Origin of the sequence: Cupriavidus agavae (assembly GCF_004217045.1) — a bacterium.
Classification (GTDB): domain Bacteria; phylum Pseudomonadota; class Gammaproteobacteria; order Burkholderiales; family Burkholderiaceae; genus Cupriavidus; species Cupriavidus agavae.
Genome location: NZ_SGXM01000001.1, coordinates 1916057 through 1932184 on the forward strand (window position 1 = coordinate 1916057; position 16128 = coordinate 1932184).

General features: G+C 67.8%; 12 protein-coding genes and 1 riboswitch. Of the genes, 7 read left to right on the plus strand and 5 right to left on the minus strand.

The genetic code is table 11. From position 1 onward, the window contains the following. Window positions 1–7 precede the first annotated feature (7 nt). The 3 genes from EV147_RS08710 to EV147_RS08720 form a co-directional block, all read right to left on the minus strand. A complete protein-coding gene (locus tag EV147_RS08710) occupies window positions 8–2569 on the minus strand; it encodes an ABC transporter permease (protein WP_130390686.1) in 2562 nt (853 codons plus the stop codon). 67 nt (window positions 2570–2636) lie between these two features. Continuing rightward, window positions 2637–3251, minus strand: coding sequence for a DUF4126 domain-containing protein (locus EV147_RS08715; protein ID WP_130390687.1), 615 nt, complete (start codon window positions 3249–3251; stop codon window positions 2637–2639). A gap of 110 nt (window positions 3252–3361) precedes the next feature. Further along, on the minus strand, window positions 3362–4315 hold the full coding sequence (locus EV147_RS08720; protein ID WP_130390688.1) for a LysR substrate-binding domain-containing protein: 954 nt from the start codon (window positions 4313–4315) through the stop codon (window positions 3362–3364). 286 nt (window positions 4316–4601) lie between these two features. On the opposite strand from EV147_RS08720, the gene xdhA reads away from it, so the two are divergent. The 7 genes from xdhA (at window position 4602) to EV147_RS08755 (ending at window position 14261) form a co-directional block, all read left to right on the plus strand. Continuing rightward, window positions 4602–6116, plus strand: a complete 1515-nt coding sequence (gene xdhA / locus EV147_RS08725; RefSeq protein ID WP_130390689.1) for a xanthine dehydrogenase small subunit — start codon at window positions 4602–4604, stop codon at window positions 6114–6116. Window positions 6117–6127: 11 nt separating this feature from the next. Continuing rightward, on the plus strand, window positions 6128–8482 hold the full coding sequence (gene xdhB, locus EV147_RS08730; RefSeq protein ID WP_130390690.1) for a xanthine dehydrogenase molybdopterin binding subunit: 2355 nt from the start codon (window positions 6128–6130) through the stop codon (window positions 8480–8482). A gap of 17 nt (window positions 8483–8499) precedes the next feature. Next, complete coding sequence (gene xdhC, locus EV147_RS08735; protein WP_130390691.1) at window positions 8500–9504, plus strand: xanthine dehydrogenase accessory protein XdhC; 1005 nt, start codon at window positions 8500–8502, stop codon at window positions 9502–9504. A gap of 43 nt (window positions 9505–9547) precedes the next feature. Further along, on the plus strand, window positions 9548–10612 hold the full coding sequence (locus EV147_RS08740) for an adenosine deaminase (RefSeq protein ID WP_130390692.1): 1065 nt from the start codon (window positions 9548–9550) through the stop codon (window positions 10610–10612). A 90-nt stretch (window positions 10613–10702) separates the two neighbouring features. Further along, window positions 10703–12031, plus strand: a complete 1329-nt coding sequence (gene guaD / locus EV147_RS08745) for a guanine deaminase (RefSeq protein WP_130390693.1) — start codon at window positions 10703–10705, stop codon at window positions 12029–12031. A 164-nt stretch (window positions 12032–12195) separates the two neighbouring features. Beyond that, entirely contained in the window at window positions 12196–13371 is a 1176-nt protein-coding gene (locus tag EV147_RS08750; protein ID WP_130390694.1) for a fatty acid desaturase, read from the plus strand. A 68-nt stretch (window positions 13372–13439) separates the two neighbouring features. After that, a riboswitch (yybP-ykoY riboswitch) is annotated at window positions 13440–13647 on the plus strand. 35 nt (window positions 13648–13682) lie between these two features. Beyond that, on the plus strand, window positions 13683–14261 hold the full coding sequence (locus EV147_RS08755; protein WP_130390695.1) for a TMEM165/GDT1 family protein: 579 nt from the start codon (window positions 13683–13685) through the stop codon (window positions 14259–14261). A gap of 124 nt (window positions 14262–14385) precedes the next feature. Here EV147_RS08755 and EV147_RS08760 read toward each other — a convergent pair whose 3' ends face one another. Further along, the gene (locus EV147_RS08760; protein ID WP_130390696.1) at window positions 14386–15594 is read right to left on the minus strand and encodes a urate hydroxylase PuuD; all 1209 of its coding nucleotides are present in this window, start codon (window positions 15592–15594) and stop codon (window positions 14386–14388) included. A 28-nt stretch (window positions 15595–15622) separates the two neighbouring features. Next, the gene (gene uraH / locus EV147_RS08765; protein ID WP_130390697.1) at window positions 15623–15976 is read right to left on the minus strand and encodes a hydroxyisourate hydrolase; all 354 of its coding nucleotides are present in this window, start codon (window positions 15974–15976) and stop codon (window positions 15623–15625) included. Between the last annotated feature and the right edge of the window lie 152 nt (window positions 15977–16128).

Consider the following 16128-nt stretch of genomic DNA (forward strand, 5'->3'; position numbering starts at 1 on the left):
AAAATGCTTAATTCACGTCGCGCAGGGTTGCCAGCGCGGGTTGGCGCAAGACCTCGCGCAACCCCAGCCAGCCCCCCGCAAAAGCGCACAGCATGCCAGAAACCACGCCGACCGGCAGAATCCATGCATTGAAGCGATACGGGAAATCGAACACGAATTGCGACAGGCCCCAGCCCACCGCCACGGCGCCCAGGCTGGCCAGCAGCCCGGCCAGCCCGCCCACGACGAGGAACTCGGCATACTGCGTCTGCCGCACCATGGCCGCTGACGCGCCGAGCGCCTTGAGCAGGCCGGCATCGCGCTTGCGCTCGTCGCGCGCTCCGGACAGTGCCGCATACAGCACTGTGACGCCGGCCAGCAGCGTGAAGACGAACAGGAATTCCACGGCGGCGATGACCTGGTCGAGCACGCCCTGGATCTGACGCAGGATCAGGTCGGTATTGACCACGGTGATGTTCGGGAACGCCGCCGTCAGCCGGTTGCCGAGCGCGGCCTGGGCCGGCGGCAGGTGGAAGGCCGTGATGTAGGTGGCCGGCATTTCCTGCATCCGGGCCGTGGGCAGGATGACGAAGAAGTTCACGCGCATCGAGCCCCATTCCAGCTTGCGCAGCGAGGTCACCGGGGCTTCCACGGTCTGCCCGGCGACGTCGAACCGCAGCGTGTCGCCAAGGCGGATATTTAAGGTTTTTGCGATGCCCTCCTCGACCGACGCCCCCTCGGCGCTGTCCCACTTCCCGGCGATCACCTCGTTGCCCTCGGGCAGCGTATCCATATAGGAGAGGTTGAATTCGCGCTCCACCAGCCGCCGCGCGCGGTCGTCATGGTAGGTGTCGGCCTGCACGGCCCGGTCGCCGATCTGGATCAGGCGCCCACGCACCATCGGATAGATCAGGTCGGTCACGCCACTGCCGGCCAGCATGTCGCGCACCGGCTCGCGCTGGTCGGGCTGGATATTGATGATGAAGCGGTTTGGCGCGTCGGCCGGCGTGGCGTTGCGCCACGAGTCGATCAGGTCATTGCGCGTCATGCCGAGCAGCAGCAGGGCCATCAGCCCCACGGCCAGCGCCACGGTCTGCAGCACGGTCACGCCCCGGCGCCGCTCCAGCACGGCCAGCGCAAAACGCCAGCCCACGTTGCCGCGTGCCCGGCCCCGCATGCCGCGCGAGAACGCCAGCAGCAGCCCCAGCGCCAGCACGGCGAACACCGCGCCCGCCCCGACGAAGCCGCCCGCCGTGGTGATGCCCAGTTTCACGTCGCGCGCCGCCACCAGCAGCAGCGCCACGAACGCGGCAAGGCCGAGCGCGTAGGCAATCCACGCCGACACCGGCGGCGGGCCGATATCGCGGCGCAGCACGCGCAGCGGCGCCACCCGCGTCAGCGCCAGCAGCGGCGGCAGCGCGAAGCCCGCCAGCAGCACCAGCCCGGCGGCCACCCCTACCAGCGCGGGCAGCAGCGACGGATGCGGCAGCGAGACCTGCAGCACCCCGCCCAGTGATTTCAGCAGCCCGTAGTGGGCCGCGTAGCCGATCGCCACGCCCACCACGGCGCCGCCCAGCCCCAGCAGCACGAACTCGATGCCGAACGCCGTCAGGATCTGGCGGCGCGACAAACCCATGCATTTGTAGACCGCGCAGGCGTCGGTATGGCGCTGCATGTAGCGGCGCGCGGACATCGCAATCGCCACGGCCGCGATCATCGCCGACAGCACGGCCACCAGCGACAGGAAGCGCTCGGCGCGGTCCAGCGTGGCGCGCATCTGCGGCTGGCCCGATTCGAGCGATTCCACGCGGGTGTTGCGCAGATGCTTCTGCTCGATCTCCTGCCCGGCCCATTTCCGGTAGGCGTCGCCGGCCGCGTCGGGGCCGGCCACCAGCAGGCGGTAAGTCACCCGGCTACCCCAGCCGATCAGTTTCGTGGCGTCGAGTTCGGCCATCGGAAAGATCACGCGCGGCGCGAAGTTCATGAAGCCGGCGCCCCGGTCCAGCTCCTGCGTGATCAGCCGCTCGATCCGGAACGTGCTGCTGCCAAGCTGGATGCTGTCGCCCATGCGCAGGTTCAGCGCCACCAGCAGCGATTCGTCCACCCACGCCGTACCGGGCGCCGGAATGCCCTCGGCCGCCATCTCCGCGCCGCCAGGCACCTGCGCCACCTTGAGGCTGCCGCGCAGCGGATAGCCATCACTGACGGCCTTGAGCGCGGCCAGCTGGCTGGCAGCCTCGCCGGTCTGCGGGCCACCAGCCGGGCGCGCCGTGGCCATGCTCGGGAAGGTCACGGTCTGCGCCACCTGCAGGCCATCGCGTTTTGCCCGGTCGAGGAAGGCCGGCTCGAACGGCTGGTCGGCGCTCAGGCGCACATCGGCGCCGATCATCTGCCGCGCGTCGCGCTCCAGCCCCAACCGCATGCGGTCCGCCAGGAACCCCACGCTCGACAGCGCGGCCACGGCCAGCACCAGCGCAAACAGCAGCAGCGTCAGCTCACCGGCCAGCCAGTCGCGGCGGGCCATGCGCAGGGCCTGGCGCCAGGCGGAAAATCGGACGGGGGGATCGGCGGGAACGGTCTCGGCAGGCATCGGGGCTCGGTGGTCGGAATTCGGCAAGCGGAAGAACGGAAAAACGGGATTCGGCAGGTGGGCGCCCTCAGGGCCGGTGCGACGGCCCCTGCGTGGAGCCGCGGCCGACGCCGCGCAGCCCGGCATGCAGGCGCTTGACGCCGCGCCAGAGCCGGGGCAGCAGCCAGATCGCCACCAGCAGGAACACGCCCAGCAGCACCAGGAACACCACTGGCAGGAAGATCGCCAGCAGCAGGCCGCCCACGGTGCCCACATCCTCGGTGAATGAGGCCACCCAGTTCGAGAAAGGTTCGGGCGAGACGTTGATCAGGGCCCGCGTGCCGGCCTTGGCGGCGTGGGCGGTGCCGGCCAGCGTGCCGCCCACGAGCCCGGCGGCCACGGTCCACTGCGGGTCCATATGGCCGAACGCGGCGGCGGCCAGGATGGCCCCGGCCGGAATGCGGATGAAGGTCTGGATGCCGTCCCAGGCGGTGTCGAAACCCGGCACCTTGTCGGCCACGAACTCGGTCACGGTCAGGATGGCGGCCACGCCGATCACCCACCACGACGACAGCACCTCCAGCCCGGACGGCAGGTCGAGCCAGCCCAGGCGGGCCAGCACGCCGGCCGTCAGCACGGCCAGGTAGAGACGGAAGCCGCTGGCCCACGACATGCCGGCGGCCAGCGCGGCGGTTTCGAGCATGGCATTCCCTCGTTTGCAGCGCGTCAGCGCATTGGCGCAGCCGCGTCAGGCAGTGTAATCCCACCGCCGCCGGCGTGCGCTCCTGCCGCGATTATGCCTTTTTCGCCACCTCAGGGCCCGGCGCTCACCGGTTCGAGGCGGGGCAACTGCGGCAGGTCGGAGGCCACCTCGGCGATCATGCGGCGCAGCCACATCACGTCCGGCGCCGCGTGGCAGCGCTCATGCCAGAGCTGGTAGAAGCGCATGCGCGGGAACGACACCGGCGACGGCACCATCCGGATCGGCAGGTACTGGGCGTAGTGGGCCGCGAACTGGCGGCCCGTGGTGAAGACCATGTCGGTCTTCATCAGCACGTAGGGCACCAGCCCGAAATACGGGAGCGTGACCTGGATATTGCGCTTGTAGCCCTGTTCGGCCAGCGCCTGGTCGATCATGCTGCGCTGCATCGACGCGTACGGCGCCGGCGCCAGGTGCGGCATTTCGAGATAGTGCCGCAGCGTCAGGCCATGGCGCGCCAGCGGGTGCTGGGCGCCGAGCATGCAGACCACCTCGTCATCGAACAGCGGCGAGATATGCAGGTGTTCCGGCGGCGACAGCCAGTTGCCCACCACGATGTCGAGATGGCCCTGCTCCAGCGCATCGAGGAAGTCGGTGGACTGCGTCATCGGGTGCACGAACAGTTTGGCACCCGGCGCCAGCCGGCGCACGCGCTCGACGATGTTGGGCAGGAAGAACGCGTCCAGGTAGTCCGGCGCGCCAAGGTGGAACGTGCGCGTGGTGGTGGTGGGATCGAACTGCTGGGGCGGCCGGGCGATGCGGTCCATCGCCGCCAGGCTTTGCTCGGCCAGCAGCAGCAGTTCGCGGCCGCGTTCGGTGGGCACCATGCCGCTCTTGCCGCGCACCAGGATGGCGTCGCCGGTGATCTCCCGCAGCCGCTTCAGCGTGTTGCTGATGGCCGGCTGCGACTGGCCCAGCCGGACGGCGGTGCGGGTCACGCTCTGCTCGGTGAGCAGCGTGTGCAGTACCCGCAGCAGGTAAGTATCGAGATGGTCGCGTCCGTGCATGGCAGGTGCCCGCGCGCGCGGCGGCTCTTGCGGGCTGGCGCGGCTGGCGTGGGGGAAGGGAACGGCGCATAGTGTATGACAGCCACCCCTGATGCGGTCAAATCGGGCGCCCGCCGGGCCCCGACTACGGGAAGACCCGGAGAATGCCGCCAGACCGCCACGGGGCTGGGCTCCAGGCGCCGGCGCGCCTTCGGGGGCGCGCCTTGATGGGGCATATCACATGGGCCGAATATTGCATCAGGAGGCCAATGCTATGTTTGCAGCCATCCCCGAAAGAGAGAAGACCATGGAGACGCAAACCATCCGCTTTTTCCACCGCGGCCAGGTCCAGGAAGTTGCCGACGCCCCCGTGACCCGCACGGTGCTGCAGTACCTGCGCGAGGACGTGCGCTGCACCGGCACCAAGGAAGGCTGCGCCGAGGGCGACTGCGGTGCCTGCACCGTCGTGCTGGGCGAGCTCAAATCCGACGGCGACGTCGAGTTCAAGGCCGTCAACGCCTGCATCCAGTTCCTGCCCACGCTCGACGGCAAGGCGCTGATCACGGTGGAAGACCTGCGCCAGGCCGACGGCGCGCTGCACCCGGTGCAGGAAGCGATGGTGGAGTGCCACGGCTCGCAGTGCGGCTTCTGCACGCCTGGCTTCGTGATGTCGCTGTGGGCGCTGTACCAGCAGCACACGCCCGGCGCGGCGCCGCCGGCCCGGCAGGAGATCTGCGACGCGCTGACCGGAAACCTGTGCCGCTGCACGGGCTACCGCCCGATCGTCGACGCCGGCCAGCGCATGATGGCCCTGCCGGCCCCGACCGCCAGCCGCCTGAATCCGAAGCAGATCGCCGATACGCTGCGAAACCTCAAGCGCGGCGAGACCTTCCACTACAGCGTGCGCGGCCAGCATTTCTACGCCCCGCGCACCGCCGCCGAATTCGGCGCGATCAAGGCCGCCGAGCCGGGCATCCGCATCCTGGCCGGCAGCACCGACGTGGGCCTGTGGGTGACCAAGCAGTTCCGCGAACTGGGCAACCTGCTCTACGTGGGCCAGGTGGCCGATCTCAACACGGTGGCCGAGCGTGACGGTTTCATCGAGATCGGCGCCGCCGTGACGCTGGAAACCGCCTACGCCGCGCTGGCCGCCGCCCACCCGGACCTGACCGAACTCTGGAAGCGCTTTGCCTCGCTGCCGATCCGCAACGCCGGCACGCTGGGCGGCAACGTGGCCAACGGCTCGCCGATCGGCGACTCGATGCCGGCCCTGATCGCGCTGGGCACCGAGGTGGTGCTGCAGCGCGGCGAGACGCGTCGCACGATGCCGCTCGAAGACCTGTACCTGGCCTACCAGAAGACCGCCATGGCCGAGGGCGAATTCGTCGCCGGCCTGCGCGTGCCGGTGAAGGGGCCGCAGCATTTCCGTACGTACAAACTGTCCAAGCGCTTCGACGAGGACATCTCCGCCGTGTGCGCCGCGTTCGGCATCGATGTCGAGGATGGCATCGTCAAATCGGCCTGCATCGCCTTTGGCGGCATGGCGGCTACGCCCAAGCGCGCTGCGCTGGCGGAAGCCGCCCTGACGGGCCAGCCGTGGACCGAAGCCACGGTGCGCGCCGGCATGGCCGCACTGGGGCAGGACTACACCCCGCTGTCCGATATGCGTGCCACCGCGGCCTATCGTGCCCGTGGGGCCGCCAACCTGCTCTATCGCTTCTGGCTGGAGACGCGCGAAGGCGCCCTGCCCGCCGCCATGGTCAACGTCCGCGCGCCGGGCGCCGGCGAGGCCGTGGATGCCGGTGAAACCGCAAGCGCCTGAGGAGAGCCAGCATGAACAAGCAAACCGAACCCTTCCTGCTCGACGCCAGCGTGGCCGCCGAGTCCACGCCGCAAGTGGGCATCTCGCGTCCGCACGAATCGGCGCACCTGCACGTGGCCGGCACCGCCACCTATACCGACGACATCCCCGAGCTGGCCGGCACGCTGCACGCGGCGCTGGGCATGAGCACCAAGGCGCATGCCCGCCTGAAATCTGTCGGTCTCGACCGCGTGCGCAAGGCGCCGGGCGTGGTGACCGTGCTGACCGTGGACGATATCCCCGGCGTCAACGACTGCGGCCCGATCATCCACGACGATCCGATCCTCGTGAAGGACACCGTCCAGTTCATCGGCCAGCCCATCTTCATCGTGGTGGCCACGTCGCACGACGCCGCCCGCCGCGCGGCCCGTCTGGCCGACATCGACTACGAGGACCTGCCGCCCGTGCTGTCGCCCGAAGCCGCCCACGCGGCCGGCAGCTACGTGCTGCCGCCGATGCACCTGACGCGCGGCGAGCCGGCCGCGCGTCTGGCGTCGGCCACGCACCGCGACAGCGGCAGCATCCGCCTGGGCGGACAGGAGCAGTTCTACCTCGAAGGCCAGATCGCCTACGCCGCGCCGCGCGAGAACGATGGCATGCACGTGTGGTGCTCGACGCAGCACCCCACGGAGATGCAGCATGCCGTGGCCCATATGCTGGGCTGGCATGCGCACCAGGTGCTGGTGGAGTGCCGGCGCATGGGCGGCGGCTTCGGCGGCAAGGAATCGCAATCGGCCATGTTCGCCTGCTGCGCCGCGCTGGCGGCGTGGAAGCTGCTGTGCCCGGTCAAGCTGCGTCCGGACCGCGACGACGACATGATGATCACGGGCAAGCGCCATGACTTCACGTTCGACTTCGACGTGGGCCACGACGACGACGGCCGCCTGGAAGGCGTGCGCGTGGAGATGGTGTCGCGCGCCGGCTTCTCGGCCGACCTGTCCGGGCCGGTGATGACCCGCGCGATCTGCCACTTCGACAACGCCTACTGGCTGCCGGACGTGCAGATCGACGGCTTCTGCGGCAAGACCAACACGCAGAGCAACACGGCCTTCCGGGGCTTCGGCGGCCCGCAGGGCGCGTTTGCGATCGAGTACATCCTCGACAACGTGGCGCGCAACGTGGGCAAGGACTCGCTGGACGTGCGCCGCGCCAACTTCTATGGCAAGGGCGAGCGCAACGTCACGCCGTACGGCCAGACCGTGGAAGACAACGTGATCCACGAACTGATCGACGAACTGGTGCTGTCGAGCGAGTACCAGGCGCGCCGGGCCGCCACGCGGGCATTCAACGAGACCAGCCCGATCCTCAAGAAGGGCATCGCCATCACGCCGGTGAAGTTCGGCATCTCGTTCAACGTGGCCCACTACAACCAGGCCGGCGCGCTGGTGCATGTGTACAACGACGGCTCGGTGCTCGTAAACCACGGCGGTACCGAGATGGGCCAGGGCCTGAACACCAAGGTGGCGATGGTGGTGGCCCACGAACTCGGCATCCGCATGGAGCGGGTGCGCGTGACGGCGACGGACACCAGCAAGGTGGCGAACACCTCGGCCACGGCGGCCTCCACCGGCGCCGACCTGAACGGCAAGGCCGCGCAGGACGCCGCGCGGCAGATCCGCGAACGCCTGGCCGAATTCGCCGCCCGCAAGGCCGGCGTGGACGTGGCCACGGTCCGTTTCAACGATGACCTGGTGGTTGCCGGCGAACTGCGCCTGCCGTTCGGCGACCTGGCCCGCGAAGCCTATGTGGCGCGCGTGCAACTTTGGTCGGACGGCTTCTACACCACGCCCAAGCTCCACTGGGACCAGAAGGCGCTGCAGGGCCGGCCGTTCTACTACTTCGCCTACGGCGCCGCCTGCTCGGAAGTGCTGGTCGACACGCTGACCGGCGAGTGGAAGCTGCTGCGCGCCGACGCGTTGCACGATGCCGGCAAGTCGCTGAACCCGGCCATCGACATCGGCCAGGTGGAAGGCGCGTTCGTGCAGGGCATGGGCTGGCTGACCACCGAGGAACTGTGGTGGAACGCGGCCGGCAAGCTGATGACCCATGCCCCGTCCACGTACAAGATCCCGACGATCAACGACGTGCCCGAGGGCTTCCACGTGCGGCTGTTCCAGAACGCCAACGTCGAGGACAGCATCCATCGCTCGAAGGCCGTGGGCGAGCCGCCGCTGCTGCTGCCGTTCTCGGTGTTCTTCGCCATCCGCGATGCGATTGCCGCCGTGGGCGACTACCGCGTCAACCCGCCGCTGCGCGCGCCGGCCACGAGCGAGGCCATCCTCGATGCCGTGGAAGCCGTGCAGGCCAGCATGGCCCCGGCAGCCTGAGCGAAGCGAGGATCATCATGCAGGACGCCCCGCTCAAGCCGTTCCGGTTTGCCGATGCCGCCCGCTGGCTGCGCGCCGGCGTGCCGGTGGCCATGGTCACGATCGTCGAGGTCAAGGGTTCCGCGCCGCGCGAGGCCGGTATCCGCATGCTGGTGACGGCCGACGACCTTGTCGGCACGATCGGCGGCGGGCATCTGGAATGGCGGGGCATGGATATCGCCCGGGCGATGCTGGCCAATCGCCACGTCGGCGGCAACCCGCACCGGCGCGTCGAGCGCATTCCGCTCGGGCCGGCGCTGGGGCAGTGCTGCGGCGGCGTGGTGAAACTGGCGTTCGAGGTGCTCGGCCCGGCCGACCTGGCGTGGCTCGATACGCTGGAAGAGACGTTTGCCGAGGGCAGATCGTTGCAACGGTCCGTGCCGCTGGCTGGCGCCATCACGGTATCGGACAGCCGCGCGTTGCTGCCGTCCGTGACGCTGCACGCCGACGACAGCTGGACCGACACGCTCGTCCCCTCGCCCATGCACGTGGTGCTGTTCGGCGCGGGCCACGTGGGCCACGCGCTGGTCAAGGTGCTGGCCACCCTGCCCTGCACCGTGCACTGGGTGGACGAGCGCGACACGCTGTTCCCGGGCGGACTGCCCGAGAACGTCGAGGCCGAGGCGTCCGACACGCCCGAGGCCGTGGTGGACCAGGCGCCCCCTGGCACGTATTTCCTGGTCATGACGCACAGCCACGCGCTGGACCAGAGCCTGTGCGAGCGGATCTTCCGCCGCAACGATTTTGCGTACTTCGGGCTGATCGGCTCGAAGACCAAGCGGGCCAGGTTCGAGCACCGCATGGCGGAGCACGGCATCGACCCCGCGCGCTTCCCGGAAATGACCTGCCCGATGGGTGTGTCAGGCATCACAGACAAGGCACCGGCTATGATTGCGGTAGCCATCGTCGCCCAGCTGCTCCAGGTACGCGACCAGCGCATTGCCGCGCTGGCCGCCAACCGGCTGGAGGCGATGCATCCGTAACAGGACGGCCGTGATCCGGCCGTCGCCATAGAAAAGAGGCCCCATGACCATTGATGCCGCGCTGGCGGACAAGATCCGCCGTACCCCCAAGGCCGAACTCCACGTGCATATCGAAGGCACGCTCGAACCCGAGCGCATCTTCCGGCTGGCCCAGCGCAACAACGTCAAGCTGGCCTACCCGGACGTCGAGGCGCTGCGCGCCGCGTACGCCTTCACGGACCTGCAGTCGTTCCTGGACATCTACTACGCCGGTGCCAGCGTGCTGCTGACCGAGGAAGACTTCTTCGACATGACGATGGATTACGTCAAGCGCGCCGCCGCCGACAACGTGCGCCACGCCGAGATCTTCTTCGACCCGCAGACCCATACCGAGCGCGGCGTGCCGATGGGTACCGTGATCGACGGGATCTCCGACGCGCTGGCGCAGGCCAGCACCGAGTACGATTTTTCCAGCAGCCTGATCCTCTGCTTCCTGCGCCACCTCTCCGAGGAAGACGCGTTCGCCACGCTCGAAGCCGCACTGCCGTACCGCGACCGCTTCGTGGGCGTGGGACTCGACTCGTCGGAGCGCGGCAACCCGCCCGAGAAGTTCGCGCGCGTGTTCGCCCGGGCGAGGGAACTGGGCTTGCGCCTGGTGGCCCATGCCGGCGAGGAAGGCCCGGCGCAGTACGTGACCGATGCGCTGGACATCCTCAAGGTGGAGCGCATCGACCACGGCGTACGCGCCATCGACGACGATGCCCTGGTACAACGGCTGGCGCGCGAGCGCATCGCGCTGACGGTCTGCCCGCTGTCGAACCAGAAGCTGAAGGTGTACCCGGATCTGGCCGACCATTCGCTGAAGCGGCTGCTCGACGCCGGCGTGGCCGTGACGCTCCACTCGGACGACCCGGCCTACTTTGGCGGCTACATGAACGCCAACTGGGAAGCCACGTTCGACGCGCTGCCGCTGGACGCCGCCGACGCCTACAAGCTGGCCCGCAACAGTTTCGAAGCGGCCTTCCTGCCTGACGCGCGGAAAGCCGATTTCCTGGCCGAAGTCGACCATTTCTGGTCGGCCTCGCCCGCCAACCCGCCCGCGACGGCCAACGTGAACCCCACGACCTGACCGGGCGCATACGAAGAATGCCGGAGCCGCGCCCGCCGCAAGGTCGACAGACCGCGCGGGCGCCGGCCCCGGCCGCCCCGAGACAAGACGATGACGACCACCGCCCCCACCTCCCGCCCGTCCACAACCCGCGCCGTGCGCGGCCGCATCCTCCATTTCCTGCGCGATCCGCAGTTCCATGAGGATGCCTTTCAGTATTGGGAGGATGGCCTGCTGATCGTTACCGACGGCCGCATCGCGGCGGCTGGCGCCTATGCCGACCTGTCGCGCGACATCCCGGCCGGTGCGGAGGTGATCGACCATCGCGGCAAGCTGATCGTGCCGGGCTTCATCGACACGCACATCCACTATCCGCAGACCGACATCATCGCGTCGCCATCGCCGGGCCTGCTGCACTGGCTGGACACCTATACGTTCCCGGAGGAGCGCCGTTTCAGCGATGCCACCTACGCGCGCGGCGTGGCCGACTTCTTCACGGACGAACTGCTGCGCAACGGCACCACCACGGCGATGGTCTGGAGTACCGTGCACGCGGCCTCCGCCGACGCGCTGTTCGCGGCCAGCCAGGCCCGCAACCTGCGCATGATCACGGGCAAGGTGCTGATGGACCGCAACTGCCCCGATTTCCTGCAGGACACCGCCGAGAGCGGCGCCCGCGAATCGGCAGACCTGATTTCGAAGTGGCACGGCAAGGACCGCCTGGCCTACGCCATCACGCCGCGTTTCGCGCCCACCTCGACCGAGGCCCAACTGGCGGCCTGCGGCGAACTGGCGCGCGCCCATTCGGACGTCTTCATCCAGACCCACGTGGCCGAGAACCGCGACGAGGTGAAGTGGGTGGCCGAACTGTTTCCGGACGCGCGCAGCTACCTGGACGTGTACGACCGCTACGACCTGCTGCGCCCGGGCGCGTTCTACGGCCACGCGATCTATCTCGACCCCGACGACCGCCGCCGCCTGGCCGACAGCGGCGCGGCCGTGGCGCACTGCCCCACGTCCAACCTGTTCCTGGGCAGCGGCTTCTACGACTTCCACCAGTCGGACGCCAACCGGCTGAACGTGACGCTGGCCACCGACGTGGGCGGCGGCACCTCGTTCTCGATGTTCCGTACCATGAACGCGGCGCACAAGGTGGCACGGATGGGCGGCTACCACCTCACGGCGCTGCGCATGTTCTACCTGGCCACGCGTGCCGCCGCCGATGCGCTGGGCTGGCAGGACAAGGTCGGCAGCTTCGAAGTGGGCTGCGAGGCCGATTTCATCGTGCTCGACCCCGAGGCCACGCCGCTGATCGGACGCCGCAGCAGCCGCTGCGAGACACTGGAAGAGCAGTTGTTCGCGTTTGCCATGCTGGGCGACGACCGGGTCATCGACAATGTTTATGTGATGGGAGAGGCCACCCGGCCGGTGGCGGCCTGAGGCGAGCCCGGTCGGGATGCCGGGAAATACCCCTTTCCCGAAGGTGTCTTGACCGGAATCAACACAGAAGTCATCAAACCCTTCTAGCCTGTCGGATTCGCGCCCCTTCCCTCGATTGCCGTTTAGGATGGGCGCAGCCAAGACCACGACTTGCCCGACCATCGATGACTGCCCGACCCGATACCTTTGCCCCGGCCGACGCCGGCAGCCCGGCGGAAGACGCCGGCCCGGCGCGCCGGACGCGCGCCTCCGGCGACCTGCCCCTGCCGGAACCCATCGCCTTCGAAGCCCCGTTCCCGAACCGCAAGACCATTCGCAGCTGGCTGATCCCGCTCGGTGACCGCAGCACGCCTCGCGCGCTGATGCTGTTCGCGTTCGACTACCTGCTGTTCGCGGCCGTGCTGGCCGGCGTCGTCCTGGCCCCGGCCTGGTGGGCCAAGGTTGGCCTCGGCATCCTGGCCGGCCTGATCATCGCCCGCCTGTTCATCATTGGCCACGACGCCTGCCACCAAAGCCTGACCAACCGGCGCGGCCTCAACAAGTGGCTCGGCCGGCTGACGTTCCTGCCGTCGCTGACGCCCTACAGCCTGTGGGAAGTCGGCCACAACGTGGTCCACCACGGCTATACCAACCTCAAGGGATTCGACTTCGTCTGGGCGCCCTACTCGCTCGAAGAGTTCCGCGCGCTGCCGCGCCGCCGCCGCGTCATGGAACGCATCTACCGCAACGGTTTCGGTGCGGGCCTGTACTACCTCATCGAGATCTGGTGGTTCAAGCTGTTCTTCCCGAGCAAGCGCCAGATGGCCACGCGCCGCCCGATCTTCCTGTGGGATTGCGCGCTGGTTGCCACTTTCGGCGCCCTGTGGATCGGCGCGCTGGCCTGGCTGGCCGTCGCCACGGACCAGTCGGTGGTGCTGATGGTCGGCACCGGCTTCGTGCTGCCGTTCCTGGTCTGGAACACGACGGTCGGCTTCGTGCTCTACGTCCACCACACGCACACGAGCGTGGCGTGGTACGACACCAAGCCGATGTGGGCCAAGGCGCAGCCGTTCGTCTCGACCACGGTCCACCTGCGCTTTGGCATGGGCATCGGCGCCGCGCTGCACCACATCATGGAACACACGGCGCACCACGTGGACATGAGCGTGCCGCTGTACCAGCTCAAGCGCGCCCAGGCCCTGCTGGAACACGCGCTGCCGGGCCGCATCATCATCGAGAACTTCTCGTGGCGCTGGTACTTCCAGACCGCGCGCCGCTGCAAGCTCTACGACTTCAAGGCGCTCTGCTGGACCGATTTCCGCGGCCGCCAGACCAGCGAGAACTCGCCGGTCCCTGTGTAGGAACGATTGCCAGCTTCATCGCATTTCAGCCAGATCGGTGGACAGCCTCCGCTCATCTGGCTACAATGCCGACTTCCATTGGGGAGTAGCCGCCCTGATCTCACCGCGCCGCGCAATGCGGCAACCGGAAGACAGGGGCGTACGTCAACAGACTTGACTGCAATGCAGTTATGGCGTGCGCAGCTTCGGACCTTGCGTCCGGCGCCTGGCGAGACCGATGACCATACGTTTCCGGCCGGGCCGGGGAAATGTATGTGTCATTGGCATCTCGCAGATGCGCCTTCGGCCCGGTTATTCGTACCTATAAGAACATGGCATCCTCATTCCTCGTCTCCACGGGAATCGTCGCGCTCGCTGAAATGGGCGACAAGACACAACTGCTTTCGCTCGTGCTGGCCGCGCGCTATCGCAAACCCATTCCAATCATTCTCGGCATCCTGATCGCCACGCTGGTCAACCATGGCTTCGCCGGGGCACTGGGCGGATGGCTGACCAACGTGCTGGGCGCCAACCTGCTGCGCTGGATACTCGGACTTGGCTTTATTGCGATGGCGGCGTGGATGCTGATTCCCGACAAGCTCGATGACGCCGAGGAAGCCCGCCCGGCCAAGGGCGCGCTTGGCATCCTGGGCACGACGATCGTGGCCTTCTTCTTTGCGGAAATGGGCGACAAGACGCAGATCGCCACCGTGGCACTGGCTGCGCGCTTCCATGGCGAGGTACTGGCGGTGGTGGCCGGCACGACGCTTGGCATGATGCTGGCGAACGCCCCGGCCGTGGTGCTGGGCGACAAGTTCGCCAACCGGATGCCGATCGCACTGGTGCACAAGATTGCCGCAGCCATCTTCCTGGTGCTGGGCCTGCTGGCCCTGTTCAACGTCGGCAACTAAGCGAATCGTAGAAACGCCATAAAAAAACGGGGCACGAAGCCCCGTTCAAACCCTCGCCGGTCCGGAACAGCCGGCTGCCAACTGCGCAGCCTCCGGACCGTCGATCACCGATGCACGGTCAAATTCAGTTGGTGGTCTTGGCGCCGCCCTCGAACCACTGGCCCAGCAGCGCACGTTCGTCGTCCGTGATCTGCGTGACGTTGCCCAGCGGCATCGCCTTCTGCTGCACGGCCTGCTGGTAGATCAGCTGGGCGTGCGACTTGATGTCATCCACGGTATCGAGCTTGATGCCCTTGGCGGCGGTAGGCATCATCTTTGGCTGCTCGGCATGGCACTGCACGCAGCGCGAGTTCATGATCTCCTGCACCTTGACGAAGCTCACCGCGTTGGCGGCACCCGCGCCGTCGGCCTTGGCCACCTGCTGGCGCGGCTGCGGCGCGATCAGGAACGCCACCACGCCCAGGCACGCCACCCCGGCCGCCGGCCACGCGATGTTGATCTTGCCCTTGTGCTTCAGGATGAAGAACTGGCGGATGAACACGCCGGCCAGCATGATCGCGATCAGCACCGCCCAGTTGTTCTTGGCCGCGTAGGTCATGCTGTAGTGATTCGACAGCATGGCGAACAGCACCGGCAGCGTGAAGTACGTGTTGTGCACGCTGCGCTGCTTGGCCCGCTTGCCGTGGATCGGGTCCACCGGCTTGCCTTCCCGGAGCGCCGCCACGGTCTTGCGCTGGCCCGGGATGATCCAGAACAACACGTTGGCGCTCATGATCGTGGCGATCATCGCGCCGGTCAGCAGGAACGCCGCACGGCCCGAGAAGATGTGGCACGCCACGTACGCGGCCACGCCGACATAGATCGCCACCAGGATGCCCACGGTCTTGTCGCTCTTGCCGAAGATGCGGCAGATGGCGTCATAGACTACCCAGCCCACGATCAGGTACGACACCGCAAAGCCCACGGCCGCGCCGGGCGACATGTCGTAGACGTTCTTGTCGATCAGGAACGTGCTGGCATTGAACAGGTACAGCACCACGAACAGCGCGAAGCCGCTCATCCACGTGGAGTACGACTCCCAGTAGAACCAGTGCAGGTGTTCCGGCAGCTTGGCCGGCGACGTAAGGTATTTCTGCGGGTTGTAGAAGCCGCCGCCGTGCACGGCCCAGAGTTCGCCGCCGACACCTTTCTGCCTGAGGTTCTCGTCGGTGGGGGGCGTCAGGCTGTTGTCGAGCCAGACGAAGTAGAACGATGAGCCGATCCAGGCGATGGCCGTGATGACGTGCAGCCAGCGCAGCAGCAGATTGGCCCAGTCGAGAATGTAGCCTTCCATGACTTGTCTCCTTTCCCTTCCGCCGGTCTCAGCTGCCGCGGTAGGTCGAGTACGACCACGGCGATACCAGCAGCGGCACGTGGTAGTGGCCGCTTGTGTCGGCAATGCCGAAGCGCAGCGTCACCACGTCGAGGAATGCCGGCTCGGGCAGTTTCGCGCCCTGCGCCCGGAAGTAGTCGCCCGCGCCGAAATCGAGTTCGTAGACCCCCACCTGCAGGTCGGCGCCTTCCAGCAGGGGCTGGTCGGCACGGCCGTCGTGGTTGGTCCGCATCGTTTTCAGCGTCTCGCGGCGATTGTCGACAATTTTATGCAGGGAAACCGACATGCCGGCGCCGGGAGTGCCGGCCGCGGTGTCGAGAACGTGAGTGGTCAAGCGTCCCATCCTGTTCTTCCTTTGGAGTGTGGGTTGTGAGGGGCGCCGCTGCCTTCACTAGCACCATTTGTGGGGAATGGTGCCCGCTCGGTACGTGTTTCAACGCATCCCGGCGCTAGGTTGGTGCGAGGCGACAATGCGCCTGCACCGACCCGGTGACA